The following is a 26,366-nucleotide window of genomic DNA, read 5'->3' on the forward strand; positions in this document are numbered from 1 at the left end:
CGTCTGGCAGTTGCATCAGTGCCCCGTGTGCATACCCTCCGTTCGCTTGGGTCTCGGCCGAAACCCGTGAAGAGTAGGTGACTTCGTTTCCTTACTCGGAAGCGCAATCGGAAGGAAGAACCCCCATGCTTACTCTTACCGACAACGCCAGCACCGCCGTCAAGGAACTCTCGGAGCGCACCCTCGGAGCCGAGACCACCACCGGCGGTCTCCGCATCGCCAGCGCGCAGGACGGCTTCAACGTCGCCGTCGCTGCAGCGCCTGAGCCCCAGGACCTTGTGGTTGAGAACGAAGGCGCGCGCGTCTTCCTCGACGAGGCCGCATCCGCCAGCATCGGGGACAAGATCCTCGACGCACAGAAGGACGACACCGGAGCTATTCGGTTCGCCCTCGCACCGGCGGTCTAGAAACCTCCCAGCAGTTGCGCCGTCGACCCTCGGGTCGGCGGCGCTGCTGTGTTTACGGGCTGAGGTGCAGCCCGTAGATGACACCCGAGGCCAGCGTGGGGATGAGCAGGAGGATCCCGACCCCGATGCCGATCAGGGAGAGCAGATTCGACGTGCTGCGTCCCTCGCGGAACGAGATGGCGCCGAAGATGATGGCGAGCATCCACGGGATGCCGGCAAAGAACGCACCGTTCACGTCCTCCATGTAGCGGTACTCGACGCCGGTGAGAACGCGCTGGAGAAAGTGGAAACCGCCGAGGATCGCCCACACGACGACCGCTGCGCCGGCGAGGCTCACCGAGGTGATCGAGAGCCCGTCGATGCCGGGCCGGCCGACCATTGCCGCGTTGCCGCGACGGCTCAGCACGATCCCCACGATGCCGAGGGCGAGGCCGGTGAGCAGCCAGCTGAAGCCGCTGCCGTAGGCGAGCACTCCCTCGACCGGGCCACCAGGCGACATGTTGAACAGAAGGCAGTTGGCCACACCCGCGATCACCAGCACCACACCGATGGCGCCCATGAGAAGCGGGCTGCGCGGGCCGAGCAGCACTCCGGGCACGGGCGCGGCGACGTAGCCGGGCGCGGGCTCGGGCTCGGGCGCGGCAACTGGTTCGGGCGTTACATCGCTCACGACAACTCCTTGTTCGGATATCGGGATGAGCCTAGCGCCGCTACGCCGCCCCGACCGCGATCACGCCGGGCGTCGCCGCGTCGAACACGAGTCGCCGCGTCGCGATCTTGTCGGTGAAGAACCTGTCATGGCTGACGACGACCACCGCTCCCGGGAAGTGGATGAGCGCTCGCTCCATGACCTGCGTGCTCGCCATGTCGAGGTGGTTGGTGGGCTCATCCAGAACCAGAACGGATGCGCCGCTCAGCAGGCACTGGGCCATCGCGACGCGAGCCCGCTGGCCGCCCGACAGGTTGCCGATGCGTTGCTTGAGGTCAGCCTCGGAGAACTGGAACATCGACAGGAAGCGCCCTACCGACTTGCGTGTGGCGGTGAGGGCGAGGCTGTCGGGCATGGCGTTGACAGCGTGGGTGACGGTGTCCTCGTCGTCGAGTTCGGCGAGTACCTGGTTGTACGAGATGACCTTGGCACCGCCGACCCAGTCGGCACGGCCGTGGTCTGCCTTCTCCTCGCCCATGAGCACACGCAGCAGGGTGCTCTTGCCCGAGCCGTTCGAGCCGAGCACCACGATGCGGTTGCCGCGGCGGATCTCCAGCGTGAGGTCCTCGAACAGCAGCTTGTCGCCGTACGACTTGCTGAGGCTCTCCACCCGGCACAGCACGTCCTTGACGTGCAGGCCGCGGTAGATCTCGGTGATGATCTCGTCGACCGGTCGCGGTGCGCGCGCCTTCTTGATCTTCGAAAGCTCCTTGCCGAGGCCCTTGCTGGCGTTCTTGGCAGCCTCGCGTCGATCGGCGATGCCCTCGGCCTCGAAGGCGAGCAGCTCGGACTCGTGCTGGAACTGCGCTTCAAGCGTCTTCAGCCGGAATTGCTTCTGGATAACGTACTCCGCAAAATTGCCCGGATATTCCTGCAGGTGGAAGTTCTCCACCTCGATGATCCGCGTGACCACGGCGTCGAGGAACTTGCGATCGTGCGAGACGATGATCGCGGCGCCGCGGAAGCTCTTGAACCACGACTCGAGCCACTCGACCCCCGCGACGTCGAGGTAGTTCGTCGGTTCATCCAGCAACAGAACATCGGGCTTCTCGAGCAGGATCTTCGCCAGGGCCGCGCGGTTGCGCCAGCCGCCGGAGAGCTCGTCGATCGCGCTCTCGCGGTGCGCCTGGGTGAAGCCGAGGGTGGTCAGCGCGGTGTCGATGTGGCGCTGGTAATCCCAGCCATCGAGTCGCTCCATCTGCTCGAACAGCTCCGACTGGCGGTGGATGAGCGGGTCGTAGTCGGCATCGGGTAGAGCCATCGCGGCATCGATCTCGGCGAGTTCGCGTTCCGCCGCGTGGATCTCGTCGAAGAGTCCGTCGAGCACCTCGAGGATCGTCTGCGTGCCGTTCAACTCGGAGAACTGCGAGAAGTAGCCGAACTTGGTGCCGGGCTCGATGGTCACGGTGCCGGAATCCGCCGACACCTGCTCGAGGGCGAGCTTGAGCAGGGTGGACTTTCCGGAGCCATTGCGACCGATCAGGCCGACCCGATCGCTGGTTTCGAGGCGGAAGAACGCCTCCCTCAGAACGGGCGTCTTCTCGAAGCTGACGTTCACGTCGTTCAGGCGGATCATGCTCATGCGGTGGTACTCCTCGGGTTGTGCAGCCGGGGCCACCTCAGGTGTTCAGGGTACCGGGCCTACTCGGCGTCGCGGCGCAGCTTGAGTGCGCGGGCCATCCGATCGGTCACGCCGTCCGTGTACTCGTTGGCGAGTGTCATCGCCTCGAAGGTGAGGTCGGCGCCGCCCATGATGGCGAAGATCGCGGCCTGGGCCTTCTGCTCCTGCGTGAGTGGGGTCTGCCCCTCGGGTTCGCTCGCCATGAGCACGACTTTAGCCCGGGCTCGCGGCTACTGCACCTCGCCGCTTGCCCAGAAGACCTCGGGCGTGATGCACGCGCGAGGCACGTCCGGCAGCTGATCGGCCGCGCTGATCGCACCGTGAAAGCCGCCACCGAGAGAGACGTCATCCCCCGCTTGGATCTCCGTGCCGTCGGGCAGCACGACCGTGTCACCGTCAAGAGTTGTGCCGTGGGGAAAGACGATCAGGTTCGGGGATCCGCCCTCGAGAGTCAGGCAGCCGCCTTCGCTCCACCCGACCGCCCCCTGCGCGAGCGCGTCCTCGGCGGCATCCGACGGTTCTGGCGCGACGGCGATGATGCGACCACTGGATGACGTGATGGCGCTCGGGCTCGAGCACCCCGCGAGCATCGCGGCGGCGAGCAATACGCCGCCGAGACTCACGAGTCGGTTCATGGCCCAACAGTAGTGAGATTGCCGCATCCAGCACAGCGAATGCCCCGGATTCGGCCGAGTGAGGCTGCCATGGAGGGCTCGAACCGCCGAAAGCGGCTCGAACGATGTTCAGTGGTGGATCTCGAACACGATCGCCTCAATGCCGCCAGTCGACCGATATAGGTGGACGCTGTTCATCCCGGTGTCGGGCGGGTCCTCGACGAGAGCGAGCTCGCTAGATATAGCCTCTTCGTCCCCGGTCAGGTCGACGCACGGCTGGAGATAGCCGATCCGAATGGTCGAATGAGTCCGCGAGAGCGTGCGCGCCTCCGTGCGACTCAGTTCCCTCGCCGGGGTAAGGGTGGTTCCGTCCGGAAGGTAGAGCTCCCAACCTCCACGCACGATGCGCGCCCACACCTTTGGCTTTGCTGGCGGCTTCCTCTTGGGCATGAGGCGAGCCTAGGGCGCGCGACGGTGCACATCCGACTGGATGGTAAGTCCGACGCTGAAGCCCCGTCTCCCTATGGACATGCCACCGCCCGCTCACTCGCGCGGCCATTCCCGCACGGGCAGAGCGTGCAGCTGCTCGAAGGCCGACCGCGCGATCTCCTCATCGCAGTCGCCGGTGACGGTTATGAGTACGACCTCGTCGCCCATGTCGCCCGGCGATTCGAGAAGCACCCTGCAGGCAGTCCGGGGCCAGCTGCTCACCCACCCGAGCCGGAACCCCGCGTTCGCCACGCGCGACCGAAGCGGCTCGATGGCCTCGCGGAGGGCGGCTTCGCGCCGCATCGCGGGCGTGTGCCAGCTCTGGTCGGCGAGCGCCCGCTCCACCTCGGCGCGATACTGCTCAGCGTCGAAGTAGAGGTCGTCGACCGCTAGGGCGCGGCCGCGAGTTCGGATCTGGTGCGCCTCGCCCCAGTCGTAGCCCGTGAACTGGCGAAAGTCGCTCCACCGTACAAGCCCACCGGGAACTTCCTCGATCCTGGGCGCCACATCGCTGCAGCCTTCGAAACCGCAGTCGCAGGTGTACAGAAAGAGACGCCGCGATCGGAACGGCGGCACCAGCCGCGCTCCCTCTTGGAAGAAAGGTTGCGCGAAGGTGGCGTGTGTCTCGTCGCGAAGTGCGCCGTACGAGCGGAGGTCGACCCCGTCCACAAGGATCTTCACGAAGAAATCCTCGCCGTCCTCTTCCTTGACGAAATCGAAGGCGATGCTGCTCACGCGCGCAGGCAGCCCTCTCACGGGAGTCACTCCCCCAGTTCGCCGCTCGCCCAGAAGATCTCCTCGGTCAAGCACTCCGCGGGAATGTCGGGCAGCTGCCCCGCCCCGTCCTTCGATGAGTGCATACCGCCACCGAGAGCGACATTGTCCCCCGACTCGATCTTTGTGCCGTCCGGCAACACGACGGTCTCGCCGTCGAGGGTCGTACCGTGCGGGAACACCACGAGGTTCGGCTCCACGTCGCCGAGAACCATGCATCCGGCATCGCCCCACCTGACGGTGCCTTGAGCGAGCGCCTGCTCGGCTGCATCCTCGTGCTGCGCCGCAATTGCGATGGTGCGATCAGTGGATGACGTCACCGCCGTCGGGCCCGAACAACCCGCAAGCAGCGCGAGGACCACCAGCGCGCCGACCACCATCGGGACTCGAGTCATGGCTCTAGGTTACTTGCGAGCCGGTTTCGGCGGAATGAGCTGGCCAGTGTGGGCTCGAATCGCCGGAACCGGCTCAAAAGTGCAGTCCTCAGCGATTCACCTTCGAATCAGTTGTTGAAGCGGAACTCCACGACGTCGCCGTCCTGCATCACGTATTCCTTGCCCTCGATACGGGCCTTGCCCTTGGCGCGAGCCTCGGCGATCGAGCCGGTCTCGACGAGGTCGTCGAAGCCGATGATCTCGGCCTTGATGAAGCCCTTTTCAAAATCGGTGTGGATGACGCCTGCGGCCTGCGGGGCCTTGGCGCCCTTCGGGATCGTCCACGCGCGCGTCTCTTTCGGACCGGCCGTGAGGTAGGTCTGCAGGCCGAGCGTGTTGAAGCCGATGCGGGCGAGCTGGTCGAGACCGCTCTCGTCCTGGCCGGTGGAGGCGAGCAGTTCTGCGGCGTCCTCGGCGTCGAGGTCGACGAGTTCCGACTCGAGCTTGGCGTCGAGGAACACGGCCTGGGCCGGCGCCACGAGTGCGGCGAGCGCGGCCTTCGCGGAGTCGGAGGTCAGCACCGCCTCGTCCACGTTGAAGACGTAGATGAACGGCTTCACGGTGAGCAGTCCGAGTTCGGCAAGAAGCGAGAGGTCGATCTTCGTCGAGGAGGAGAGCGGCTTGCCCTCGTTCAGCCAGGCGACGGCTGCGGCCGCAGTGTCGATGGTGGCCTGGGTGATCTTCTTGGCGCGCAAGTCCTTCTCGTAGCGCGACTGCGCCTTCTCGAGAGTCTGCATGTCGGCCAGGATCAGCTCGGTGTTGATGGTCTCCATGTCGCTGGCGGCGTCGACCTTGCCGTCGACGTGCACCACATCCGGGTCCTCGAAGCCGCGCACGACCTGCGCGATTGCGTCGGCCTCGCGGATGTTGGCGAGGAACTTGTTGCCCAGGCCCTCGCCGACGGATGCGCCCTTGACGATGCCTGCGATGTCCACGAACGAGACGGCGGCAGGCAGGATGCGCTCGGAGGAGAAGATGCCGGCGAGTACGGCGAGCCGGGCATCCGGAAGGCTGACGATGCCGGTGTTCGGTTCGATCGTGGCGAACGGGTAGTTCGCGGCGAGGACCGAGCTCTTGGTGAGAGCGTTGAAGAGGGTGGACTTGCCTACGTTAGGGAGTCCGACGATCGCGATAGTGAGAGCCACGGGGCATAAGTCTACGGCGTTGGTGTCGGGGTCGGAGTCGGGTTCCATGGCAGCGTCCCCTCGGCAGGGATTACCGCCGCGCTCTCGAACGGGGTGAGCGAGGTCCAGTTGCCGTCAGACCGTACGAGGAAGAACTCCGCCGGCCCATCGACCTCGATCGGGTCGCCCTCGGGGTAAAAGTCGCCGGTCGCGCCGCAGGAGTCGGGCAGCGATACAACGCGGATCTCCGCAACGTCGAGCTCACCCTTCAGTACTTCGTCGACGCGAACCGTGTGCGCCGTCGCGCTGACGCCCATGGAGAACGTGACGCCGTCGGTGCCGGTCTCCTCGCCGACGATCACGAGGTCGGCGGAGTCCGCCATCTCGGCGGGGGTGCGGAAGTCGACCCACGATGCGCAGGTGGTCTGCGTGCACCCGGTGAGCCCCGCGGCCAGGATCAGTGCGACGAGCAGGAGCCGCTTCATCCCGAAACCGGCCGAATCGGGTACTGCCTCGCGTGCCACACGATGAGCAGCGGCACAACGACCAGCTCAACCGCCATCGCACCGATATACACGGGATGCGGCCAGCCGACCGCGATCACCGAGATCACCCGGGCGACGCCTCCCGCGACGACGATCGCGAGCAGTCCGGTCGCCACGGGCACCGCGCCGAGAACACCGAGAAGGATGAGCAGGAGTCGCTTCATGCCGAAAGTATGACCTACGGCGCGGGCGAAGGCGTCGGACCTGTGGGATCCCACGGCAGCACGCCGTCGGCGGGGATCATCATCACGCCGGCCGAGGGTGTCTGCGTGCGCCACTGTCCCTCGTCGTCGGTCAGGAAGTATTCGGCTGGACCGGAGACATCGAGCGGGTCGCCGTTGGGGTACCGGTCGACGGGGCCGGTACCGCACGCCGACTCCGGTACGGAGAGGACGCGGATCTCCTGATCGTCGAGCGTGCCCTTGAGCACCTGGTCGACATGCACCCGGTGAACTGTGGCGATGCCCGGGGTGCCGAAATAGCTCTCGGTGCCATCCGGGCCGATCTCCTCGCCGATGATCACCAGGTCCGCAGCCTCGGCCGCATCGGCGGGATCACTGAGATCAACCCATGACAGGCACGGTTCGTTCACCTGCGCCGCGCATCCCGTCAGACCGACAGCCAGGAGTACCGCAACGAGCAGGAGTCGCTTCATCCCCACAGGGAACGCGCCTCGCCGTCGCCCGCGCGAGCAAAGTCGCACCCCCGTGCAACCATCGAAGAGTGCCCCTGAACTTCACCGCCATCGACTTCGAGACAGCCAACGGCTCCGCGGCGAGCGCGTGCTCGGTCGGCCTGGTCAAGGTACGCGACGGTCGTGTGGTGGAGACGGCGAGCTGGTTCATCCAGCCCCCGATCGGTCACGACGTTTTCAACGAGTGGAACATTCGCATCCATGGCATCCAGCCCGTCGACGTCATCGGCGCAGCATCCTGGGTCGACCAGTTGGCCGATCTCGTCGCCTTTGCCGAGAGGGATGCGTTGGTCGCCCACAACGCCGGCTTCGACATGGGTGTGATCGCTGCGGCCTGCGCGGCCACCGTCACCGCGACCCCCGAGTTCACGTACGCCTGCAGCCTGCAGGTTGCCCGCAAGACCTACCACCTCGACTCCTACCGCCTGCCGGTCGCGGCCATGGCGGCCGGCTTCGAGGACTTCCAGCATCACGACGCACTCGCCGACGCGCAGGCCTGCGCGGCGATCATGATCCACGCGGCGAAGCGCCATGATGCCTCGGATCTCGCCCACCTCGTCGCGCTGACCGGCAACCGTATGGGCCGTATCGGCCCGCCGGTCGTGCAGTTCGTCTAGACGACCCAAACCTTCTTCACTGCCGCGAGCGCCGCAGCGAGACTGAGCCCCTGCGCCTGGGCCGCCACCGCGAATACCGCGGCGTGGTCCACCGGCGCGGCGTGCCCGGTCACTCGTGTGCCCGCACCGCGCCGGCTCTCGACGAGTCCGGCACCCTCGAGCTCGGTGTACGCGCGCGCCACCGTGCCGGGCGCGAGCCGCAGGTCGGTCGCGAGCTGCCGCACCGTGGGCAAACGGTCGCCATGGGCGAGTTCCCCCGCCGCGATCAGCGAGGCGATCTGCGCCCGGATCTGCTCGAACGGTGGCGTCGGGTTCGTGTCGTCAACGGTGATCATGCGTCCACCGGTTCACGAGCCGGTGCCCAGCGCACCGCCACGGTGACGATGGCCGCTACGAGCAGACCCAGACCGAGCAGCACGAGTCCGATGCCCAGGACCGTCCCTATGCGGCCAAAGATGAAGGCCGACTGCAGGTACAGGGGCAGTTGGTCGGCGTCCGGACCGAGGCTGTCGGAAGAGATACTCCAGTCGGGGAGGTTAGTGCGCACTGTTGTCGAGGTGGACGTGAAGACCCCTGCCACGACGGCGAAGGTTCCGAAGTAGAGCAGCAGGGCGGAGCTCGAGAGCAGCATCACGAAGCGGGTGAGGGTTCGGCGGGCGGCGTCATCCGCTTCGAAGAGATATGACGAGGCAGGTCGCGGCGCGAGGGCGATTCGCCGCAGGGCAATCATCACCGCGACGGCGAGCACTGCTGTTGCGGCGATGATCGGCACCACGTAGAACCAGGCCGGGTTCGGGCTCCCGCTGATCGACTCGGCACCGAAGGCTCCGCTGATCGCACGCCAGATTCCGAGCTCGTCGCGCGACGAGGCAAGTGCGGTGACGACGAGGAAGACAACGAGGATGCCGGCACTGGCGAGCGGGAGAGTGAATCCCCACGGAGGTCCGAAACTTCCGCTACCACGCGGCACGAGCTCAGCTGTGCGCACCGACCCTGCCGACGGCCATGCCGGCAGCGGAGCCACGGAAACCACAAGGCACCCGAGGATGGCCGCTATCGATACGCCGAGCACATGGCCGAGACCAGTCCAGTTTGCGGGCTGTGGGACGACAGTTAGGAGCACGGCGACGACGAAGAACACACCGAACGCGATCGTCATCCTGAACCGCAGTCCGCGCACAACGGCGTCGACCTCGAGCGAGTGATCGATGAACTGTTCGGAGCGAGCGCGCGAGCGGGTGCGCAGCACGAGCAGAACGACAATGAGCGCGCCGATGACGACGAGCGCGAAGGGGAAGAGCAGGAACATCGAAGCGCCTAACTTGTATCAACTGGTTGACACAAGTTAGCACGCCGCGATTGAGAAGCGCTAGCCGTTCTGCGGGAACCCGAGGTTGATGCCGCCGTGCGACGGATCGAGCCAACGCGAGGTGATCGCCTTCTGGCGCGTGAAGAAGCGGATCGCGTCGGGACCGTAAGCCTTGGTGTCGCCGAACAGCGAGTCCTTCCAGCCGCCGAACGAGTAGTAGCCGACGGGCACGGGGATCGGCACGTTGATGCCGACCATGCCCACCTGGACCTCGCGCTGGAAGCGGCGGGCCGCTCCCCCGTCGTTGGTGAAGATCGCCGTGCCGTTGCCGTACTGGCTGGAGTTGATGAGTTCGAGGCCGTCATCGTAGGTCTCGACGCGCACGACACTGAGCACCGGCCCGAAGATCTCGTGCTGGTAGACGTCGCTCGTCGTCGCGACCTTGTCGATCAGCGTCGGGCCCAGCCAGAAGCCGTCGGACTCGCCGTCGACCTCGATGCCGCGACCGTCGACCACAACGTCGGCGCCGTCCGCGAGGGCGACGTCGATGAAACCGGCGACCTTGTCACGGTGCTCCTTCGTGATCAGCGGCCCCATGTCGCAGCCGCGGGTTCCGTCGCCGACGGTGAGACCCTCAATGCGCGACTTGATCTTGGCGATCAGCTCGTCGGCCACCGGTTCGACGGCCACGATGACCGAGATGGCCATGCAGCGCTCGCCCGCGGATCCGAACCCGGCGTTGACGGCCGAATCCGCGACCAGGTCGAGGTCGGCGTCGGGCAGCACGAGCATGTGGTTCTTCGCTCCGCCGAGCGCCTGGACGCGCTTGCCGTTCTTCGATGCAGTCTCGTAGATGTACTTCGCGATCGGCGTGGATCCCACGAACGAGATTGAGGCGACGTCGGGGTGCTCGAGCAGGGCGTCCACCGACTCCTTGTCGCCGTGCACGACGTTGAAGACGCCGTCGGGCAGGCCTGCCTCCTTGAGCAGCTTGGCCATCCAGATGGCGGCGCTCGGGTCCTTCTCGCTCGGCTTCAGCACCACGGTATTGCCCGCCGCGATCGCGATCGGGAAGAACCACAGCGGAACCATGGCCGGGAAGTTGAAGGGGCTGATGATGCCGACCACGCCGAGCGGCTGGTTGATCGAATAGACGTCGACGCCGGTCGACACGTTCTCGCTGTACTCGCCCTTTGCCAGGTGCGGGATGCCGGTCGCGAACTCGACGACCTCGAGGCCTCTCGCCACCTCACCGAGCGCATCGGACGTGACCTTGCCGTGCTCGTTGGTGAGGATCGCGGCGACCTCCTCCTTGCGGGCGTTCAGCAGCTCGCGGAAGGTGAACAGCACGCCCTGGCGCTTGTTCCAGCTGGCTCCGGCCCACTCGGGGAACGCGGCCTTCGCGGCCTGGACCGCGGAGTCGACGTCGCCCGTGGTGGCGAGGCGCACCTCGCGCTGCACAACGCCGCGCGCGGGGTTGTAGACGGGTGCCGTTCGGGTCGATTCGCCCGCAAACGGAGCGCCATTAAGCCAGTGGTCGAGGATATCCATGGGGCCAGCCTAGATTGTCCGGGGCCACTGTCACACTGGAGCCATGGACCCCATTGTCGCCCTGCTTCTCGGACTGCTCGTCGGTGTGATCCTCGGCGGCTTCATCGGCCTCCTGCTGGCCCGCACGAGACGTGCCGCAGCCGACCCCGCGTTGCTCGAGGCACGCCATGCAGCGGTCGTCGCGGAGATCCGCTCCGAGGAGTCATCGCACCGCTCGCAGCTCTCGGCCGAGCTGGCCGCGCTGCAGGCCACGGCCGCCGGCCTGCGCGAGCAGATCGGCATCCAGCAGCAGCAGTACAGCGAGTTCGCCGAGCGCAGCAGGTCGGAGCAGCTCGCCGTGACCGAGCGTGAGCGGGCTGAGAGCAAGGTGCTGCAGGCACTCACCCCCGTGCAGGAGACGCTGCGCACCATGCAGCAGAAGGTGACCGACCTCGAGGCCCAGCGCGCGGTGCAGCACGGCGAGATCTCGCAGCAGCTGCGCAGCGCCACCGAGAGCGAGGAGCGCCTGCGCAGTACCGCGGAATCCCTCGCCTCGGCGCTGCGTAACAACAGCACGCGCGGCGTGTGGGGCGAGACCCAGCTGCGCAATGTCGTGCAGGCCGCCGGGCTCATCGAGCGGGTCGACTTCTCGGTGCAGTCGTCCATCCATTCCGACGCGGGTGCCGGGCGTCCAGACATGGTCATTCATCTCCCGGGCGGCAAGAACATCGCCGTCGACGCGAAGGTGCCGTTCGCGGCCTACCTCGAAGCCAGCGCGATCGCGGTCACGGCAACGGGCGAGGAGGGTGCGCGGCGTGAGGCGTTCCTGAAACAGCACGTCCGCGCCGTGAGGGCGCACATCGATGCGCTCGCCAGCAAGGCGTACTGGGCGGGGCTCGAGGCGTCACCCGAGCTGGTGATCGCGTTCATCCCGAGCGAGTCGCTCGTTGCATCCGCCATGGAAGCCGACCCCGGCATCATGGACTACGCGTTCTCGAAGCGCGTGGCGCTGGCCTCGCCGGTCACGCTCTGGTCGGTGCTCAAGACCGTCGCCTTCTCCTGGCAGCAAGACGTTCTGACCGAAGACGCGAAACAGCTCTTCGACCTCAGCAAAGACCTGTACTCACGGCTCTCAACGCTCTCCGAGCACGCGGATAAACTGCGCCGCTCGATCGACTCGACGGTGTCGAGCTATAACCAGTTCGCCAACTCGCTCGAGACGCGTGTGCTGGTCACCGCCCGCAAGCTGAACGCCCTCGACGAGTCGAAGGTGCTGGGCGAGGCGACGCTCATCGAGTCGAGCGCGAAGCAGCTGACCGCCGTCGAGCTCGAGCTGCCCGAGGAGCGCAGCGCTTAGCTCGCCAGGGAGACACCCCAACCATCTGGTCGTTTGTTGGCCAGGATGCCGTTCGAACGGCCCGATCACCAACAAATGGCGGGTTGGTCACACCTTCGCAAACAACGCGGCGTTTTGCCAACCGCGCGCCCCGGCGCAACTCCGCGCGGTTAGCAGAAACCCGCGCGGATGCCCTGCCGCCCCGAACCGGCGCGGATGGGCCCTAGGCCCAGAGTTCGGCGACGTGGTCGGCAGCGACGCGACGTATGGTGCCGGAGCGACCGCGCAGCACGATGCTCTCGGTGCGGATGATCGGCCCGAGTCGACGCACGCCGCTCACGAGCTCGCCATCGGTCACGCCGGTGGCGACGAAGTAGGTGTTGTCGCTGCGTACGAGGTCACTCGCCTCGTAGACGTGGTCGAAGATCAGGCCGGCGTCGAGACCCTTCTGTCTCTCCTCATCGGTCTTCGGATGCAGACGGCCCTGGATGAACCCACCGAGTGCCTTGATGGCACAGGCCGTCGCGACTCCTTCGGGGCTGCCGCCTGTTCCGACGCACATGTCGATGCGCGAACCGTACATGGCCGCGTTGATGCCTCCGGCGACATCGCCGTCGAGCATCAGGCGGGTCTTGGCACCGGCGGCGTGGATCTCTTCAATGAGTCCGACGTGCCGCGGGCGGTCGAGCACGGCGACGACGATCTCGCCGATCGGCTTGTCCTTCGCCTTCGCTAGGGCCGCGATGTTGACGTCGATGGGCTGGCGGATGTCGATGACCCCGATGCCTTCGGCTCCGGTGACGATCTTGTCCATGTAGAAGACGGACGACGCGTCGAGCATCGAACCGCGATCGGCGACGGCGATCATGCTGAGGGCGTTCTGGCGTCCGGCCGCGGTGAGCGAGGTGCCGTCGATGGGGTCGACGGCGATGTCGGCTGCTGGTCCGTTGCCGTTGCCGACGTGCTCGCCGTTGAAGAGCATCGGCGCCTTGTCCTTCTCGCCCTCGCCGATGACGACGACGCCGTCGAAGTTGACGGTTCCGAGGAACTTGCGCATGGCATCCACTGCCGCGCCGTCGGCGGCGAGCTTGTCGCCGCGCCCGATGAACGGCTGCGCGCGAATGGCTGCAGCCTCGGTCGCCCGCACGAGCTCCATGCCGAGGTTGCGATCGGGGTGCAGGTAGAGAGTGCCGGTTTCAGGGTTCACCACGGTGTCCTTTGGATTCAGGGATTCTGTTGCGCCGTGGTGGGGGTTTCGGGGGAAACCGACGCTCTACAACTGTAGTTCACCGGCCCAGCGCGGCAAGGACTGTGACGAGGGCATCGGGCTCTCCCACGTTGCCGGGCACCACCACGTAGAGCCGGTCGCGGCCATCGATGGCCCGCAGCCTCCAGACGGAGACCCCGGCGATGACCTGTCCGAGCACCTCGGCGCGCTTCGCCCCGATGCCGATGCGGGCGACGTCGGCCGACGTGATGCCGCCCTTGGAGACGACGATCTCGACGGAGGGCAGCAGCGCCCGAACCGACGACGTGAGTGCCTCCATCACGAGGCGGCCGTGGTCGAGGGTGTTGTGCTCGAGGGAACGCTCGCGCTCGGTCGTGACGACGGCGAGGCCGCGCGCCGCGACATCCCGCGCTGCGGTTTCAGCGATGGCGAGTCCGGTCGCAGCCGGGTTCTCAAAGGCATCAGCGGTCGGGATGACCGTGGCCGCCCCGTACTGTGCGGCAACGAGTTCGAGCTGCGCCGTTGCTCCCGCCGTGTGCGAGCCGCAGACGAGCAGGGTCGGAACCGGGGTCGGCACCAGTGGCACGGACAGCAGTCCCGTGCTCTCGACACCGGCAAGCGCGGCGGCGAGCGGCGAGGCCGAGCGCACGACGATGTTCGCACCGCGGGCCCGTGCCGCCTCAACGCCGCGGGCGATCAGGCGCACGTCGTCGTTGGTGACGGCGTCGGGTACAACGACGGTGCCGGGCAGGGCGGCGACGAGCACGTCTTCCACTCCCCCGGCGCGCACGCATTCGATCGGCATCGAGGAGGCCTTGCGGCCCGACTTCTCGAGCACGTAGTCGACGAGCACGGCCGTGGAGAACGGGAACACCGGGTCGTCGGCGAACTCGGTAAGGTGGGCGGCCACGCGCTCGGAGCCCTGGCGCACGTAGTGCACCCCGCCCTCGGTGGTGCGCCCGCCGTCGGGGAATGCGGGAACGAAGAGGATGATCGACTCCTCGTCGGCGAAGACGAGGGTCTCGGTGAAGACGTGGCCGCGCAGGGTGGAGTCGCCGCGCAGCACGAACTGGATGGGTTCGCCGATAGCCCCAGCGGCCTCCTCGGCGTCGGCGCGGATCGAGCGCATCAGCGCGATTGCCTCGTGCTCGGGGATCGCCCGCGAGTTGGTGAGCAGGTAGACGCTGTCGGCCTCGGTGAGCGCTTCGGCGATGAGGGTCGCGCTGCTCTCCAGCAGCACGATGACTCCACTCGCGGACTGCGTGCCCGTGGGGTCGTCATCCAGAACAATCGTCTTCATGGCGGGTTCCTCTAGATTTTGGATACCGGGGGCGACCGAAGCCGCCCCCGGTACGGGGTGAACTACTTGCCGGCGATGATCGCGTCGACCTCGGCGCGCTGCTTCTTGCCCCAGGTCTCGCGGGTGAGAAGCGCGGCGATGAGGCCGATCGCACCACAGCCCATGTAGACCAGTGCGACACCGCCCCAGCCGAGCGGGATGGCGACGGCTGTCGCGATCAGCGGGATGAAGCCGGAGATGGCAGCCGAGAACTGGTAGCCGAGCGACGCACCCGAGTTGCGGGTCGCGGTCGGGAACAGCTCGGAGAACCACGCGCCCTGCGTGCCGGCCAGCGAGTCGTGGATGAGCGTGAGGCCGATGATGTAGGCGATCACGATGAGCACGGCGCTGCCGGTGTTGACCAGCCCGAACAGCGGGAAGCCGAACAGGATCAGGGCGGAGGTACCGATGATGTAGACCGGTTTGCGACCGACCTTGTCACCGAGGTGACCGAACAGGATGGTCGCAGCGACACCGAGGGTCGCGGCGATCACGAGGCCTGTGAGGGCTACCGAGCGGTCGGCAATGGGTTCGTCGCCGCCCGAGATGTACGACAGCAGGTAGGTGACAATCACGTAGAAACCACCGGACTCGGCAAGACGCAGGCCGATCGCGCGGAGCACGTTGCGCCAGTCGCTCTTGATCACCGAGAGGATCGGGTTCTTCTCGAGCTCGCCGGCGGCCTTGGCCTCTTCGAACTCGGGCGACTCGCTGACCTTCAGGCGGATGATGAGACCCGCGACGATGAGCACGGCACTCAGCAGGAACGGAAGGCGCCAGGCCAGCTCGTTGTCGAGACCGACCGAGAACAGGAACACGATGTTCGCCAGCAGCAGTCCCAGCGGAACGCCGGCCTGCGGGATACCCGTGTACTTGCCGCGCTTCTTCCACGGTGCGTGCTCGAACGTCATCAGGATGGCGCCACCCCACTCGGCACCGAAGGCGAGGCCCTGAATGACGCGGATCAGCGTGAGCAGGATGGGCGCCCAGACACCGATCTGCGCGTAGGTCGGCAGGAAGCCGATGAGTACCGTCGCGAAGCCCATGATGAGCAGCGCGCCGACGAGTACCGGCTTGCGGCCGTACTTGTCGCCGAGGTAGCCGCCGATGATGCCGCCGAGCGGGCGCATCGCGAAGCCGATACCGAAGGTCAGGAAGCCGAGCAGCACGCCGACGACCGGGTCCTCGGCGTTGAAGAACGCGTCACCGAAGTAGAGCGCCGCTGCCGTGCCGTAGGCGAGGAAGTCGTAGTTCTCGATCGTGGTGCCGACGGCACTGCCGATCGCTGTCTTCAGCTTGTCGGGAGAGCCGTCCTTGGCCCTCGTTGCCGCCGAAGCGGGTGTGGTGGTGGTCATCTGGTCTATCTCCTTTGATAATCCGCGGGGGACTCCGGATGACCTCCGGTAGATGCCGGGGTTATCCGGTGGGGTAGGTCCCGCCGACGTTGCCTGTTTTGTAGAAGTCGTGAATGTGGAGACTGACGAAGCGGGCTGCTTCGGTCGCGTCTCGTTTTTTGATGGATTCCAGGATGGTGCGGTGCTCGTGCCTGACGACCTGTGCTGTTGCACGCCAGTCCGCGAGCCCCTCATACGCTTCGATCATCTGGCGGTTGATGGCCGTTCGAAGGGATCCCATGAGGTGTGAGGTGAGGGCGTTCCCCGTCGATTCCGCGATCCGAACGTGGAAGGCGGTGTCGAGGCGGTTGAACTCCTTGGTTTCGATGAGCGGGTCATCCATCAGGTCGAGGATTTCCGCGAGCTCAGCGTGGTCGGCGTCGGTTGACCTATAGGCGGCCTCCGAACAGGACCAGGTCTCGAGCGCCACGCGGGTCTCGAGCACGTCGGTCGCGCTGAAGTGACCCAGCGCAAGCTGGAGCTTGAGAAGGTTCACAAACCCGGGTCCGGGGGTGCCGACGAGCATCGCTCCGCCGTCCGCTCCTCCGCCTCGGCGAATGTCCACCACGCCGAGCGCTTCGAGCACCCGCAGCGATTCCCGCAGCGAGGGCCGGGACACACCGAGCAGCTGGGCGAGATCCCTCTCGCTCGGCAGGTGATCGCCCGCCTTCAGCCGCCCATCGAGGATGCGTTCCTCGATCTGCGACATGACCTGCTCGTACGTGCGAAGTCTCTGGACGGGTTCCCATCCCTCTGCGGTCGTCACCGTGCATGCACCCCTTGGCCGAAACCGAACTCAGGCAATCTGCCCCTGCACCGTTCATCCTAGGTTCCCTCGTGTCTCGGGAAGGATCAGGCCGCTGAAGTGGCTTCGGCGTTGTGCTCGGCACGGAACTCTGCTTCGAGCTCGCGGCGGAACTTGACCGCGAGCTGGCTCTCGTCGAGCTCCACGTCGTTCCAGGACACCGTGGTGTCCTTGGGCACATCGCGGATCAGCTTGGCGCCGTGCGCGAGTCCGAGCGGCAGTGCCTCGCGCTCGAGCGACATGGACGCGGGTGCGAGCTTGCCGAACACCGTGTAGCCGCCCTCACCGTCGAGAGTGTCGCCTGCCTTGAGGTCCTTCTTGGACGTCGTGACGACGTCTCCGCGGAAGCCGGTCGGCGTTCCGGTGGCCTCGCCCCGCAGCACAGCGGCCGCGATCGAGACATTCAGCTCGAGTCCGATCATGTGGTACGGACGGTACAGCGAGCCATAGCGACCGGAGTCGTCGGTCTGCACGCCGTACTCGGCGAAGCACTGCACGGCGTAGTCGGTGGTGGCCTCGAAGGTCACATAGACACCCCAGCGCAGGTCGCGCTCGACCTGCGAGCCGTCACGGTTGAGGCTCGAGATGAGCTCGACGGTGCCGCGACGCGAGAGCGTGCCGCCCTTCGACTTCTCCTTGAGCATCTGCGGAAGGTCATCCACACCGACGGGCGTGAAGTTGAGTCCCTCGTCCTGCGGGGTGAGGCCGGTGCCGTTGGCGACGGCAGCCATCTCGATCGCGGACTTGGTGCCGTCGAGGAAGGAGTTGAACATCTTCGGGTTGTAGTCACCCGAGGCGAGCTGCTCCTCGGTGAAGCCGTAGTAGTCCCAGACGGTGTCAGGGGTGGAGTAGTTGTACTCGGGCAGGTACTTCGTGCCCTTGCCCGCGGCGACGACGTCGAAGCCGACGGTGCGGCACCAGTCGACGAGCTCGCAGATGAGGGCGGGTTGGTCGCCGTACGCCATGGCGTAGATGACGCCGGCGGCCTGGGCACGACGCTGCAGCAGCGGTCCGACCATGCAATCGGCCTCGACGTTGACCATGATGACGTGCTTGCCGTGGTCGATCGCCTTGACCGCGTGGTACGTGCCGATGAGCGGGTTTCCGGTGATCTCGAGGATCACCTCGATCTCGTCGAGCTCGATGAGCTTATCCGAGCTCTCGGTGAGGTAGGTGCTGCCGTTGCGAAGGGCGTCCTCGAATGAGGCTGCCGCGTACCGCTCCTGCGGCCAGCCGGTGCGGTGCATGGCCTCGCGGGCCTTGGGGAGGTTGATGTCGGCGACACCCACAACGTGAATGCCTTTTGAGCCGAGTGCCTGTGTGAGGAACATCGAGGCGAACTTGCCGGCGCCGATGACCCCGACGCGGATGGGGCCGGCCTCTGCGGTGCGCTTTTCCAGCAGCGAGAACAGGTTCATGCGAACTACTCCTTTGTAGGCCTTCACAGCCAGTAGTGAAAAATAGGATGGTCAGACCATCTACTTGTGAATAGTTTTACCATCTACTCTGACTTTGTCAAGTGGTGCCACAACACGCTGGCTAGACTTTCCCCGTCACCCAGATGCCACAAGGAGAACCGCAATGCCCGTCGCAACCCCAGACCAGTACGCCGAGATGCTCGACAAGGCCAAGTCCACCGGATTCGCCTTCCCCGCCATCAACGCCTCGTCCTCCTCGACCATCAACGGCATCCTGCAGGGACTGAGCGACGCCGGCTCCGACGGCATCATCCAGGTCACGACCGGAGGCGCGGACTACTTCGCCGGCCAGAGCGTGAAGGCACGGGCATCCGGAGCTCTCGCCTTCGCGGCGTTCGTCACCGAGGTCGCCAAGAATTACCCGGTCACCGTCGCCCTGCACACCGATCACTGCCCCAAGAACGCCCTCGACGACTTTCTGCTGCCGCTCATCGCCGCGTCAGAAGACGAGGTCAAGGCCGGTCGCAACCCGATCTTCCAGTCGCACATGTGGGACGGCTCGGCCGTGCCGCTCGCCGAGAACCTCGAGATCGCGCAGCAGATCCTCCCCCGCATGAAAGCGATCAGCTCGATCCTCGAGGTCGAGATCGGCGTCGTCGGCGGCGAAGAAGACGGTGTCACCGAGGAGATCGGTGAGCACCTCTACACGACTCTGGATGACGCCATCGCCACGGTCGAGGCCCTCGGCTTCGGTGAGCAGGGCCGCTACATGGCGGCCCTCACCTTCGGCAACGTGCACGGCGTGTACAAGCCCGGTGGGGTCAAGCTGCGCCCCGCGCTGCTCAAGGAGATCCAGGACGGCCTCGCAGCCAAGTACGGCAAGGACGCCCTCCCTCTCGACCTGGTCTTCCACGGAGGATCGGGATCGACCGATGGCGAGATCGCCGAGGCCGTCGCCAACGGTGTCGTCAAGATGAACATCGACACCGACACCCAGTACGCCTACAGCCGCTCGATCGCCGACACGGTGCTCAAGAACTACGACGGCTTCCTCAAGATCGACGGCGAAGTCGGCAACAAGAAGGTCTACGACCCGCGCGCCTGGGGCAAGACGGCCGAGTCGGCTCTCGCCCTCCGCGTCGTCGAGTCGACCAAGCAGCTCGGATCGGCCGGACACAAGATCTAGGCACGACCCTGTGAAACGCCGTCCCCTCGGGGGCGGCGTTTTGTCGTTAAGGGCGCTGCGCCGGGAACTGGAACTTGAGCAGCTCGCGCGCCGGATCCCAGCTGAGTTCCTGCACCGCGGTCTGCAGCGTCAGGTAGTAGGGGGCGAGCATCATGGTGCGCCGACCTTCCGGCAGGTCGAGGTCGAGACTGAGCGCCACCGCGGTGCCGCCGTCGTCCTGGCTGCGCAACTCGATGAACAGCGAGCCGTCGCGGGTAGCGGGGTTCTTCATGACGGCGAGCAGGAGGCCTCGCAGGGCCGCGCGCTGCACGGTGTTCATGGCGTCGGCGCGATGGTCGGGGTCGACCACGTAGATCGGCCCGTAGAGCGCGAGCGAGTCGAGCCAGCTGCGGTTGGCCTGGCTGACGAGATCGGCGCGCAGCTGCCGCGCGAGCTGTCCGGCGAGAGCGCGATCCTCCTCGGTGACGGTGCCGCGGTCGGCAACGTCGCGCAGGAAGGGGGCGACCCGGGTACCGAGCCGCGCGAGAGTGCGGCGCTCGACCTGTCTTGCGGCTTCCTCATTGGCGGCCTCGGTGACCGGTTGCGGTGTGCCCGCGCCCGTGAGCAGAGACTGCGTACTCTTGACGATCACTCCGCTGAAGATGGCGCATGCCGCCGTGGCGATCACCACGCCACTCGCGGCGATGAGCATGGCGCTCAGCGGCGGCCACACCCGCGCCGAAGCGATGAATCCGTACCAGGCGCCCATCGTCGCGGCGGCGGTGAAGATCGCCCCGTATCCGATCAGCTGCCGCACGCTCGAGTAGGGCGACATGCTCCCGAGCACAAGTCCGACGCCCACGGGCACCCACCAGTGCTGGACCAGCAGTATCGAGTCGTGGTTTCCCACGGCCGAGACGAGAACCGAGACCAGGGTGAGCAACAACGGGAGCACGGCCTGCCGCAGACCGAACGGCGTGCGCAGCGGTCGGGTTGCCCGCTGCACGAGCACGCAGGCGAGAACCTGAAGGGCGAGGGCCAGCATCTCGAGAAGGGGGTTCGCGAGCAGGTTCCAGGTCAGAACGATTGCCACAGCACCGTAGACGAGGAGCGTCGACGTGAGAACCGTAGGGATCAGCGGCTTCGTGAACCAGCTGAGCGGATCGGTCTGTTGTGGGCTCACCCGCCACGACTCAAGCATCGGGACCGGGCCGATTCGGAATGGACATGAGCACCGACGTGCCGTGCCCGGGGCGCGAGAAGATGCGCACCGAGCCGCCCAGCGATTCGATGCGCTGCACGATCGAGGTGCGGATACCCAGTCGATCTCCGGAGATGGATTTCGGGTCGAACCCCACCCCATCGTCGATCACCATGATGGTGACCTCCTCGGGGGTGGATCCGAGCACCACCTCGGCGGTGGACACCCCCGAGTGGTTGAGCACATTGTCGAGGCACGCGGCGAGCGCGGCGCCCGCGGTCGAGGAGGTCGCGGGCGAGAACAACACAACGTGATCGCTGTCGTCGGCCACGTCGACGGTAAGTCCGCGCCACTGGTACAGCGACACGAGCGAGATCAGGCCGTTGCGCAGTCCCGCATCCGCGGACTCGATGGCGGCGGCGGGGGCGGATTCGCGCAACCAGGTCGTGTCGCCAAGGGTGGCGACGTCGGCACGCAGCCGATCGCGAGCACGTTCGTCGAGCGCGCCCGACGAGGTCATCACGACCGTCAGGTCGCTGAGCACCGTGTCGTGCACGATGGCGGCCGCACGCTGCTCGAACTGGTTCTCGAGGTCGAGGCGCCGAGTGTCCTGTTCGAGTTTGACGAGGTCGGGCACGTTTCGCTGCTGGCTCGCGTGGATCAGCGCGATCGCGAGGTAGGCCGCGGAGACGACCCCGAGCGACATGATGGTCGCCCAGCTCGGTACGAACCGCACACCGAGCCAGAGAGGAGTCGCCACGGTGACCACTGCGGCGCAGAAGAAACCGAGGGCACCCCAGAGGAATCCGCTGAGCGGGCGCCGCAGCCCACCGCCGACCAGAACGAGAGCGAGAAGAGGCCGGTTGAACATAAAGCCGGCGTCCGCGTAGAGCGCGTCATCCACTTCAGCCAGGGATAGGGCGTACATGAACGACAGCACAGTGCCGGCCCCGAGGAACAGCAGCCGGGTGAACGTCGTCGGCCGCCAGCCCATGAGCACAAGAAGCGCAAGAATCGCGACCAGGCAACCGACGGGGAACGGGATGGCGTCGGCCGCCCCACGGTCGATCAGGACATCGATGACCAGAGGGATGGCGACGAGAACCGAGGCGATTGCGACACCGAGCGCTGCGCGGGAGACGGCCGTGGTGATGACACCGGAGGCGAGCTCGCGCGGCAGCACAACAATGCGCGCCGCCTCGGCGGTCACCGCATTTTTTCGAGGTAGGCCTGGAAGGCGGGGTCACCGGTCATGACGACAACCGTAGCGATGATGACGATGAGCACGAACACGATGCCGGCGCTCAGCGGGATCCAGAACGCGCGGCGTCCGGCGCGCAGGGCACGTATGGCGAGAACGACCGAGCCGATGAAAAACACGGACATCACGACGTTGAGCACGGCGCCAACCGAATTCGCGAGTGACTCGGACTCGAAGTCCCCATAGCCGGCGATCGTGAACGCCTGCGAGAAGGTCTCTCCCATCGTCGCGAAGGTCGGGAAGTAGGTGAGAACCGCGAAGGTGCCGATCGCGATGAGTGCGGTCGTGACGATGCGGTCCCAGGGGCGTGGCTTCGGGATGACGGAATCCGGGGCCACCGTCGACTCGATGCGCTCGCCGGCGACCGGCGGGGGCAGCACGGGCTCGAGCGGCGTGCCCATGGCCTGAGCCTGGTCTTCGGGTGAGGCGTACTCGCCGTATTGCGGGCGGGGGCGTTCTTCGGTCACTGCTGCTGCCAATCGAGTTTGCGGGTGCGGCCTCCGAGGCCGCGTTCGTCTGCCTTGCCGGACGGGTCGGTGCGCAGTTCCTTGGGCAGCGAGAACATCAGGTCCTCCTCGGCCGTCACGACCTGACTCACGTCGCCGAAGCCCGCGTCGGCGAGGTCGTCGAGCACTTCCTGCACGAGCACCTCGGGCACGGATGCCCCGCTCGTCACGCCGACCGTTGCGACACCGTCGAGCCACTCCTGCTGGATTTCGCTCGCGTAATCCACGCGGTAGGCCGCCTTGGCGCCGTTCTCGAGCGCAACGTCCACGAGACGCACGGTGTTGGAGCTGTTGGCGGATCCGACGACGATCACGAGTTCCGCCTGCTCGGACACCTTCTTGATGGCGACCTGGCGGTTCTGGGTGGCATAGCAGATGTCGTCGCTGGGGGGATCCTGCAGGTTCGGGAATCGCTCGCGCAGCAGGCGCACCGTCTCCATGGTCTCATCCACGCTCAGCGTGGTCTGCGAGAGCCAGACGAGGTTGTCGGGGTCGGCGACGACGAGGCCCGGGACGTCGGCCGGGCTGGTGACGAGGGTCGTCTGGTCGGGCGCGTGGCCCATGGTGCCCTCGACCTCTTCGTGGCCGGTGTGCCCAATGAGCAGGATGTGCTTGTCCTGCTTCGCGAAGCGCACTGCCTCGCGGTGCACCTTAGTGACGAGGGGGCAGGTCGCGTCGATGGCCTGCAGCTCGCGGTCGGCCGCGCCCTGCACCACGGCGGGCGAGACGCCGTGCGCGCTGAACACGATGTGCGATCCGATGGGCACCTCGTCGACGTCGTCGACGAAGATCGCGCCCTTCTTCTCCAGAGTGGAGACGACGTGGATGTTATGCACAATCTGCTTGCGCACGTAGACGGGTGCGCCATAGTGGTCGAGAGCTTTCTCGACGGCGATCACCGCCCTGTCGACTCCCGCGCAGTACCCGCGAGGGGCGGCGAGGATGACCCGCTTGGCCCCGGCGACGGGGGTATTCTGGAGCCTGTTGCGCAGAGCAGGAACGCGCGGCATCTCGAGATGCACAGCGGCGTTTCCGTTAGTGATATTGCTCACTGTCCAATTCTACGGTGGCGAACAGTTCCAAGACTGGGAGGAGGCGCGATGACGATTCAGGATGCCCCCTCCACCGTCGATGCTCCGTGGCCAGTAGGCCTGCTCTCCGCCAAGATCAAGGGCTGGATCGACCGACTCGGGAGTGTCTGGGTCGAAGGCGAGATTACCCAGTGGGGCGTGTCCGGCGGCAATGTCTACGGCAAGCTGAAAGATCTCGACGCCGACGCGACGGTCGGATTCACCGTCTGGTCGTCGGTCAAGGCCAAGCTTCCCGCCGACCTCAAGCAGGGCGACCGGGTGATCGCGCTCGTCAAACCCAACTACTGGGTCAAGGGCGGCACCCTCACCATGCAGGTGTTCGAGATGCGCCACGTCGGCCTCGGCGACCTGCTCGAGCGACTCGAGCGCCTGCGCGTGCAGCTGCGCTCCGAGGGGCTCTTCGACGCGTCGCGCAAGAAGCCGCTGCCCTTCCTCCCGAACATGATCGGGCTCGTCACGGGCCGCGATTCCGACGCGGAGAAGGATGTGCTGCGCAACGCGCAGCTGCGCTGGCCCGCGGTGCAGTTCCGCATCGAGTACGCCGCGGTGCAGGGTGACCGTGCCGTCAGCGAGGTGACCGCGGGCATCCGGTCGCTCGATGCTGACCCCGAGGTCGACGTGATCATCGTCGCCCGCGGTGGCGGAGACTTCCAGAACCTGCTCGTCTTCAGCGACGAAACGCTAGTGCGAGCGGCCGCCGCCTGCGAGACCCCGCTCATCTCGGCGATCGGCCACGAGGCCGACCGCCCGCTGCTCGACGACGTCGCCGACCTGCGCGCCTCCACCCCGACCGATGCCGCGAAGCGTGTGGTGCCGGATGTCGCGGAGGAACTCGCCCTCGTGCAACAGTCCCGCGGACGTATCCAGACCCGGCTGACCGGCCTGTTGCGCACCGAGATCGACCGCCTCGAGCAGGTGCGCTCGCGTCCATCCCTCGCCAACCCGCAGTCCCTCATCGACGCCCGCGCCGAAGAGCTGGGCCGCTACGTATCGCGCAGCACCGAGCTACTCGAACGTGTTGTCGAGCGCGCGTTGAACCAGGTCGGCGAGCTACGCGGCCACCTGCGCGCCCTCTCCCCGCAGCGCACCCTCGATCGGGGCTACGCCATCGCGCAGCTTCCGGATGGCTCGGCTCTCCGATCCGCCGAAGACGCGCCGGGCGGCACCCGTCTCCTCCTCACCCTCGCCGTCGGAACCGTCACCTCCACAGTGGACGCCCCACACACGTAACCCCCACCCCCGAAAGGTAGAATCGCCCCGTGGCTACTGCGGAGAAGAAGAACCCGAACGACGTGAGCGACCTCAGCTTCGAGCAGGCTCGTGATGAGCTGGCGCGTGTGGTCGCAGAGCTCGAGCAGGGGTCATCCACTCTCGAACAGTCGCTCGCACTCTGGGAGCGCGGCGAGGCACTCGCTGGTCGTTGCGAGGAATGGCTGCTCGGCGCGAAGGCGCGCCTCGAGGCTGCTCGCACCAGGGCCGCCGACTGATGGCCACCAAAGAACCCCGCGTCGTCGCCGATCTCGGCCGACCCGAGACCCCCGAGGAGACGGCCGCGCGCAAGGCCGAGACCTCCCGCACACACCGCGCGAGCCAGACCGTGGTCAACCTGGCCTGGTCGCTCGGCGTATCCGTCGCCGTCATGCTCGTGCTCGTGCTCGTTGTGGTGCGCCCCGACCTGCCCGACCGCGAACCGGTCGACTACACCATCCTCGCCGAGCAGTACGAGTCTCAGGCCGGCCAGCCGCTGCTCAGCCCCGAGCTGCCCCAGGGCTGGTATGCGAACAAGGCCGAGCTCGAGACCGGCACCGACGGCGTCACGACCTGGGCCGTCGGCTTCATCACTCCGAGCAACCAGTACATCTCGCTCAACCAGGGCGTCGAGGCGAACCCGACCTGGCTCGGCAACCAGCTGACCCCCACCGATCGCCCCGCGCTCGAGGGCACCGGCGGCGAGCAGCTCGACGATGTCGCCTGGACCGTCTACGACAACCGCACGGCAGACGACGCCGGCAACTACGCCTACGCCATGAGCGCCGAGCTCGACGAGTCGATCGTCGTGCTGCGCGGTACGGCCGATGCCAACGAGTTCCGCACGCTGGCGACCGCGCTGGGAGCACAGCGATGACCGGCCGCACGCCCGCCAAGGCGTGGCAGGAGATGCAGCGCGGCAACGACCGCTTCGTGGCCGGTGAGCCAGCGCATCCCCGACAAGACGTCGAGCGTCGCGAGCAGGTCGCCAAGGGCCAGGCTCCGCACGCAGCGCTGTTCGGCTGCAGCGACTCCCGCCTCTCCGCCGAGATCATCTTCGACAAGGGCATCGGCGACCTGTTCGTGGTGCGCAACGCCGGCCAGATCATCAGCGACTCGGTCATCGGCTCGCTCGAATACGCCGTCGCCGTGCTGAACGTGCCGCTCATCGTGGTGCTCGGTCACGACGAGTGTGGTGCCGTACTCGCCGCGATTGACGCCGAGAGCCCGAATGCCCCGACACTCCCGATCCACATCGCGAACCTGGTCTCGAAGATCACGCCCGCCGTCAAACGCGTCTCGGCAGCGCATCCCGGAACCATTGATTCTCACGAGGTCGGGCGCGAACACCTGCGCGACACGATCGCCGAACTGATCGAGTCGTCCGAGCTGATCAGCGACGCCATCGCCGCGGGTACGCTGGCTGTCGTGGGTGCGAACTACCGGCTGCTCGAAGGGCGCGCGGTACCCGACATCCACGTAGGAAATCTCTAACCACCACCCGGAA

Annotated in this window: 31 protein-coding genes; 8 read left to right on the plus strand and 23 right to left on the minus strand. The window is 66.5% G+C overall.

Annotation, left to right across the window (positions count from 1 at the left end; all coding sequences use genetic code 11):
* Nucleotides 1-125: 125 nt before the first annotated feature.
* A complete protein-coding gene (locus EYE40_RS08120) occupies nt 126-407 on the plus strand; it encodes a Fe-S cluster assembly protein HesB (protein WP_130981476.1) in 282 nt (93 codons plus the stop codon).
* A gap of 52 nt (nt 408-459) precedes the next feature.
* On the opposite strand, the gene EYE40_RS08125 is transcribed toward EYE40_RS08120, so the two are convergent.
* The 11 genes from EYE40_RS08125 to EYE40_RS08175 all read right to left on the minus strand — a co-directional run bounded on the left by EYE40_RS08125 (nt 460) and on the right by EYE40_RS08175 (nt 7,372).
* Entirely contained in the window at nt 460-1,077 is a 618-nt protein-coding gene (locus EYE40_RS08125; RefSeq protein ID WP_130981477.1) for a hypothetical protein, read from the minus strand.
* Between the two features lie 40 nt (nt 1,078-1,117).
* Nucleotides 1,118-2,698: an ABC-F family ATP-binding cassette domain-containing protein gene (locus tag EYE40_RS08130; RefSeq protein ID WP_130981478.1), complete on the minus strand. Its 1,581-nt coding sequence runs from the start codon at nt 2,696-2,698 to the stop codon at nt 1,118-1,120.
* A gap of 59 nt (nt 2,699-2,757) precedes the next feature.
* Nucleotides 2,758-2,940, minus strand: a complete 183-nt coding sequence (locus EYE40_RS08135; protein ID WP_130981479.1) for a hypothetical protein — start codon at nt 2,938-2,940, stop codon at nt 2,758-2,760.
* Nucleotides 2,941-2,967: 27 nt separating this feature from the next.
* Nucleotides 2,968-3,372 carry a hypothetical protein gene (locus tag EYE40_RS08140; protein WP_130981480.1) on the minus strand — a complete coding sequence of 135 codons (405 nt, stop codon included), beginning with the start codon at nt 3,370-3,372 and terminating at the stop codon, nt 2,968-2,970.
* A gap of 108 nt (nt 3,373-3,480) precedes the next feature.
* Nucleotides 3,481-3,801, minus strand: a complete 321-nt coding sequence (locus EYE40_RS08145) for a hypothetical protein (RefSeq protein ID WP_130981481.1) — start codon at nt 3,799-3,801, stop codon at nt 3,481-3,483.
* Nucleotides 3,802-3,894: 93 nt separating this feature from the next.
* Nucleotides 3,895-4,575 carry a hypothetical protein gene (locus EYE40_RS08150; protein ID WP_130981482.1) on the minus strand — a complete coding sequence of 227 codons (681 nt, stop codon included), beginning with the start codon at nt 4,573-4,575 and terminating at the stop codon, nt 3,895-3,897.
* 26 nt (nt 4,576-4,601) lie between these two features.
* Entirely contained in the window at nt 4,602-5,009 is a 408-nt protein-coding gene (locus EYE40_RS08155; RefSeq protein WP_130981483.1) for a hypothetical protein, read from the minus strand.
* Nucleotides 5,010-5,116: 107 nt separating this feature from the next.
* Entirely contained in the window at nt 5,117-6,193 is a 1,077-nt protein-coding gene (gene ychF, locus EYE40_RS08160; protein WP_130981484.1) for a redox-regulated ATPase YchF, read from the minus strand.
* Between the two features lie 11 nt (nt 6,194-6,204).
* The gene (locus EYE40_RS08165; RefSeq protein ID WP_130981485.1) at nt 6,205-6,657 is read right to left on the minus strand and encodes a hypothetical protein; all 453 of its coding nucleotides are present in this window, start codon (nt 6,655-6,657) and stop codon (nt 6,205-6,207) included.
* Nucleotides 6,654-6,881, minus strand: a complete 228-nt coding sequence (locus EYE40_RS08170; RefSeq protein WP_130981486.1) for a DUF4345 family protein — start codon at nt 6,879-6,881, stop codon at nt 6,654-6,656. Before EYE40_RS08170 ends, EYE40_RS08165 begins: the two co-directional genes overlap by 4 nt.
* A gap of 14 nt (nt 6,882-6,895) precedes the next feature.
* A complete protein-coding gene (locus EYE40_RS08175; RefSeq protein WP_193554495.1) occupies nt 6,896-7,372 on the minus strand; it encodes a hypothetical protein in 477 nt (158 codons plus the stop codon).
* 68 nt (nt 7,373-7,440) lie between these two features.
* Between EYE40_RS08175 and EYE40_RS08180 the strand changes: the two genes are divergently transcribed.
* Nucleotides 7,441-8,028 carry an exonuclease domain-containing protein gene (locus EYE40_RS08180; protein ID WP_193554496.1) on the plus strand — a complete coding sequence of 196 codons (588 nt, stop codon included), beginning with the start codon at nt 7,441-7,443 and terminating at the stop codon, nt 8,026-8,028.
* Here the strand turns inward: EYE40_RS08180 and EYE40_RS08185 are convergent.
* The 3 genes from EYE40_RS08185 to EYE40_RS08195 are packed head-to-tail and all read right to left on the minus strand — an operon-like array spanning nt 8,025 to nt 10,888.
* Entirely contained in the window at nt 8,025-8,363 is a 339-nt protein-coding gene (locus EYE40_RS08185; RefSeq protein WP_130981489.1) for a GntR family transcriptional regulator, read from the minus strand. The two genes, EYE40_RS08180 and EYE40_RS08185, sit on opposite strands and share 4 nt — an antisense overlap.
* Nucleotides 8,360-9,337 (minus strand): hypothetical protein, encoded by a 978-nt coding sequence (locus EYE40_RS08190; protein WP_130981490.1) that lies wholly within the window; start codon nt 9,335-9,337, stop codon nt 8,360-8,362. The genes EYE40_RS08185 and EYE40_RS08190 overlap by 4 nt, the downstream gene beginning before the upstream one ends.
* Before the next feature lie 60 nt (nt 9,338-9,397).
* A complete protein-coding gene (locus EYE40_RS08195; protein ID WP_130981491.1) occupies nt 9,398-10,888 on the minus strand; it encodes a CoA-acylating methylmalonate-semialdehyde dehydrogenase in 1,491 nt (496 codons plus the stop codon).
* A 43-nt stretch (nt 10,889-10,931) separates the two neighbouring features.
* Between EYE40_RS08195 and EYE40_RS08200 the strand changes: the two genes are divergently transcribed.
* Nucleotides 10,932-12,224: a DNA recombination protein RmuC gene (locus EYE40_RS08200; protein WP_130981492.1), complete on the plus strand. Its 1,293-nt coding sequence runs from the start codon at nt 10,932-10,934 to the stop codon at nt 12,222-12,224.
* 202 nt (nt 12,225-12,426) lie between these two features.
* Here the strand turns inward: EYE40_RS08200 and glpX are convergent, their stop codons facing one another.
* The 5 genes from glpX to EYE40_RS08225 all read right to left on the minus strand — a co-directional run bounded on the left by glpX (nt 12,427) and on the right by EYE40_RS08225 (nt 18,387).
* Nucleotides 12,427-13,359, minus strand: coding sequence for a class II fructose-bisphosphatase (gene glpX / locus EYE40_RS08205; protein WP_130982845.1), 933 nt, complete (start codon nt 13,357-13,359; stop codon nt 12,427-12,429).
* Nucleotides 13,360-13,489: 130 nt separating this feature from the next.
* A complete protein-coding gene (locus EYE40_RS08210) occupies nt 13,490-14,731 on the minus strand; it encodes a four-carbon acid sugar kinase family protein (protein WP_130981493.1) in 1,242 nt (413 codons plus the stop codon).
* A 62-nt stretch (nt 14,732-14,793) separates the two neighbouring features.
* Entirely contained in the window at nt 14,794-16,125 is a 1,332-nt protein-coding gene (locus EYE40_RS08215; protein WP_130981494.1) for an MFS transporter, read from the minus strand.
* 61 nt (nt 16,126-16,186) lie between these two features.
* On the minus strand, nt 16,187-16,930 hold the full coding sequence (locus tag EYE40_RS08220; protein ID WP_130981495.1) for a FadR/GntR family transcriptional regulator: 744 nt from the start codon (nt 16,928-16,930) through the stop codon (nt 16,187-16,189).
* Nucleotides 16,931-17,016: 86 nt separating this feature from the next.
* Nucleotides 17,017-18,387 carry an NAD(P)H-dependent oxidoreductase gene (locus EYE40_RS08225; RefSeq protein WP_130981496.1) on the minus strand — a complete coding sequence of 457 codons (1,371 nt, stop codon included), beginning with the start codon at nt 18,385-18,387 and terminating at the stop codon, nt 17,017-17,019.
* 163 nt (nt 18,388-18,550) lie between these two features.
* Between EYE40_RS08225 and fbaA the strand changes: the two genes are divergently transcribed.
* Nucleotides 18,551-19,573: a class II fructose-bisphosphate aldolase gene (fbaA, locus tag EYE40_RS08230; protein ID WP_130981497.1), complete on the plus strand. Its 1,023-nt coding sequence runs from the start codon at nt 18,551-18,553 to the stop codon at nt 19,571-19,573.
* A 46-nt stretch (nt 19,574-19,619) separates the two neighbouring features.
* On the opposite strand, the gene EYE40_RS08235 is transcribed toward fbaA, so the two are convergent.
* Genes EYE40_RS08235 through EYE40_RS08250 form a run of 4 tightly spaced genes read right to left on the minus strand, consistent with a single transcriptional unit; the run spans nt 19,620 to nt 23,530 of the window.
* The gene (locus EYE40_RS08235) at nt 19,620-20,735 is read right to left on the minus strand and encodes a hypothetical protein (protein ID WP_130981498.1); all 1,116 of its coding nucleotides are present in this window, start codon (nt 20,733-20,735) and stop codon (nt 19,620-19,622) included.
* A 10-nt stretch (nt 20,736-20,745) separates the two neighbouring features.
* Nucleotides 20,746-21,963: a sensor histidine kinase gene (locus tag EYE40_RS08240; RefSeq protein WP_130981499.1), complete on the minus strand. Its 1,218-nt coding sequence runs from the start codon at nt 21,961-21,963 to the stop codon at nt 20,746-20,748.
* Entirely contained in the window at nt 21,960-22,481 is a 522-nt protein-coding gene (locus tag EYE40_RS08245) for a DUF6264 family protein (protein WP_130981500.1), read from the minus strand. Before EYE40_RS08245 ends, EYE40_RS08240 begins: the two co-directional genes overlap by 4 nt.
* Nucleotides 22,478-23,530 (minus strand): 4-hydroxy-3-methylbut-2-enyl diphosphate reductase, encoded by a 1,053-nt coding sequence (locus tag EYE40_RS08250; RefSeq protein WP_130982846.1) that lies wholly within the window; start codon nt 23,528-23,530, stop codon nt 22,478-22,480. Before EYE40_RS08250 ends, EYE40_RS08245 begins: the two co-directional genes overlap by 4 nt.
* A 90-nt stretch (nt 23,531-23,620) precedes the next feature.
* Here EYE40_RS08250 and xseA point away from each other — a divergent pair, with 90 nt between their 5' ends.
* Genes xseA through EYE40_RS08270 form a run of 4 tightly spaced genes read left to right on the plus strand, consistent with a single transcriptional unit; the run spans nt 23,621 to nt 26,353 of the window.
* Nucleotides 23,621-24,841 carry an exodeoxyribonuclease VII large subunit gene (gene xseA / locus EYE40_RS08255; protein ID WP_130981501.1) on the plus strand — a complete coding sequence of 407 codons (1,221 nt, stop codon included), beginning with the start codon at nt 23,621-23,623 and terminating at the stop codon, nt 24,839-24,841.
* 29 nt (nt 24,842-24,870) lie between these two features.
* Nucleotides 24,871-25,098 carry an exodeoxyribonuclease VII small subunit gene (locus EYE40_RS08260; protein ID WP_130981502.1) on the plus strand — a complete coding sequence of 76 codons (228 nt, stop codon included), beginning with the start codon at nt 24,871-24,873 and terminating at the stop codon, nt 25,096-25,098.
* Nucleotides 25,098-25,736 (plus strand): DUF4245 domain-containing protein, encoded by a 639-nt coding sequence (locus EYE40_RS08265; protein WP_204742228.1) that lies wholly within the window; start codon nt 25,098-25,100, stop codon nt 25,734-25,736. Before EYE40_RS08260 ends, EYE40_RS08265 begins: the two co-directional genes overlap by 1 nt.
* On the plus strand, nt 25,733-26,353 hold the full coding sequence (locus EYE40_RS08270; protein ID WP_130981503.1) for a carbonic anhydrase: 621 nt from the start codon (nt 25,733-25,735) through the stop codon (nt 26,351-26,353). Before EYE40_RS08265 ends, EYE40_RS08270 begins: the two co-directional genes overlap by 4 nt.
* Nucleotides 26,354-26,366: the final 13 nt, after the last annotated feature.

This window comes from Glaciihabitans arcticus, from assembly GCF_004310685.1.
Taxonomy (GTDB): domain Bacteria; phylum Actinomycetota; class Actinomycetes; order Actinomycetales; family Microbacteriaceae; genus Conyzicola; species Conyzicola arctica.

What these genes read in the sequence shown, in the direction of transcription:
- EYE40_RS08210 (WP_130981493.1), bottom strand. Translation starts at nt 14,731, where the DNA reads ATGAAGACGATTGTTCTGGATGACGACCCCACGGGCACGCAGTCCGCG.
- EYE40_RS08165 (WP_130981485.1), bottom strand. Translation starts at nt 6,657, where the DNA reads ATGAAGCGGCTCCTGCTCGTCGCACTGATCCTGGCCGCGGGGCTCACC.
- glpX (WP_130982845.1), bottom strand. Translation starts at nt 13,359, where the DNA reads ATGGAGCTCGTGCGGGCGACCGAGGCTGCAGCCATTCGCGCGCAGCCG.
- EYE40_RS08185 (WP_130981489.1), bottom strand. Translation starts at nt 8,363, where the DNA reads ATGATCACCGTTGACGACACGAACCCGACGCCACCGTTCGAGCAGATC.
- EYE40_RS08175 (WP_193554495.1), bottom strand. Translation starts at nt 7,372, where the DNA reads ATGAAGCGACTCCTGCTCGTTGCGGTACTCCTGGCTGTCGGTCTGACG.
- EYE40_RS08215 (WP_130981494.1), bottom strand. Translation starts at nt 16,125, where the DNA reads ATGACCACCACCACACCCGCTTCGGCGGCAACGAGGGCCAAGGACGGC.
- EYE40_RS08225 (WP_130981496.1), bottom strand. Translation starts at nt 18,387, where the DNA reads ATGAACCTGTTCTCGCTGCTGGAAAAGCGCACCGCAGAGGCCGGCCCC.
- EYE40_RS08250 (WP_130982846.1), bottom strand. Translation starts at nt 23,530, where the DNA reads ATGCCGCGCGTTCCTGCTCTGCGCAACAGGCTCCAGAATACCCCCGTC.
- EYE40_RS08145 (WP_130981481.1), bottom strand. Translation starts at nt 3,801, where the DNA reads ATGCCCAAGAGGAAGCCGCCAGCAAAGCCAAAGGTGTGGGCGCGCATC.
- EYE40_RS08195 (WP_130981491.1), bottom strand. Translation starts at nt 10,888, where the DNA reads ATGGATATCCTCGACCACTGGCTTAATGGCGCTCCGTTTGCGGGCGAA.
- EYE40_RS08130 (WP_130981478.1), bottom strand. Translation starts at nt 2,698, where the DNA reads ATGAGCATGATCCGCCTGAACGACGTGAACGTCAGCTTCGAGAAGACG.
- EYE40_RS08190 (WP_130981490.1), bottom strand. Translation starts at nt 9,337, where the DNA reads ATGTTCCTGCTCTTCCCCTTCGCGCTCGTCGTCATCGGCGCGCTCATT.
- xseA (WP_130981501.1), top strand. Translation starts at nt 23,621, where the DNA reads ATGACGATTCAGGATGCCCCCTCCACCGTCGATGCTCCGTGGCCAGTA.
- EYE40_RS08120 (WP_130981476.1), top strand. Translation starts at nt 126, where the DNA reads ATGCTTACTCTTACCGACAACGCCAGCACCGCCGTCAAGGAACTCTCG.
- EYE40_RS08170 (WP_130981486.1), bottom strand. Translation starts at nt 6,881, where the DNA reads ATGAAGCGACTCCTGCTCATCCTTCTCGGTGTTCTCGGCGCGGTGCCC.
- EYE40_RS08135 (WP_130981479.1), bottom strand. Translation starts at nt 2,940, where the DNA reads ATGGCGAGCGAACCCGAGGGGCAGACCCCACTCACGCAGGAGCAGAAG.
- EYE40_RS08265 (WP_204742228.1), top strand. Translation starts at nt 25,098, where the DNA reads ATGGCCACCAAAGAACCCCGCGTCGTCGCCGATCTCGGCCGACCCGAG.
- EYE40_RS08155 (WP_130981483.1), bottom strand. Translation starts at nt 5,009, where the DNA reads ATGACTCGAGTCCCGATGGTGGTCGGCGCGCTGGTGGTCCTCGCGCTG.
- EYE40_RS08200 (WP_130981492.1), top strand. Translation starts at nt 10,932, where the DNA reads ATGGACCCCATTGTCGCCCTGCTTCTCGGACTGCTCGTCGGTGTGATC.
- EYE40_RS08270 (WP_130981503.1), top strand. Translation starts at nt 25,733, where the DNA reads ATGACCGGCCGCACGCCCGCCAAGGCGTGGCAGGAGATGCAGCGCGGC.
- fbaA (WP_130981497.1), top strand. Translation starts at nt 18,551, where the DNA reads ATGCCCGTCGCAACCCCAGACCAGTACGCCGAGATGCTCGACAAGGCC.
- EYE40_RS08140 (WP_130981480.1), bottom strand. Translation starts at nt 3,372, where the DNA reads ATGAACCGACTCGTGAGTCTCGGCGGCGTATTGCTCGCCGCCGCGATG.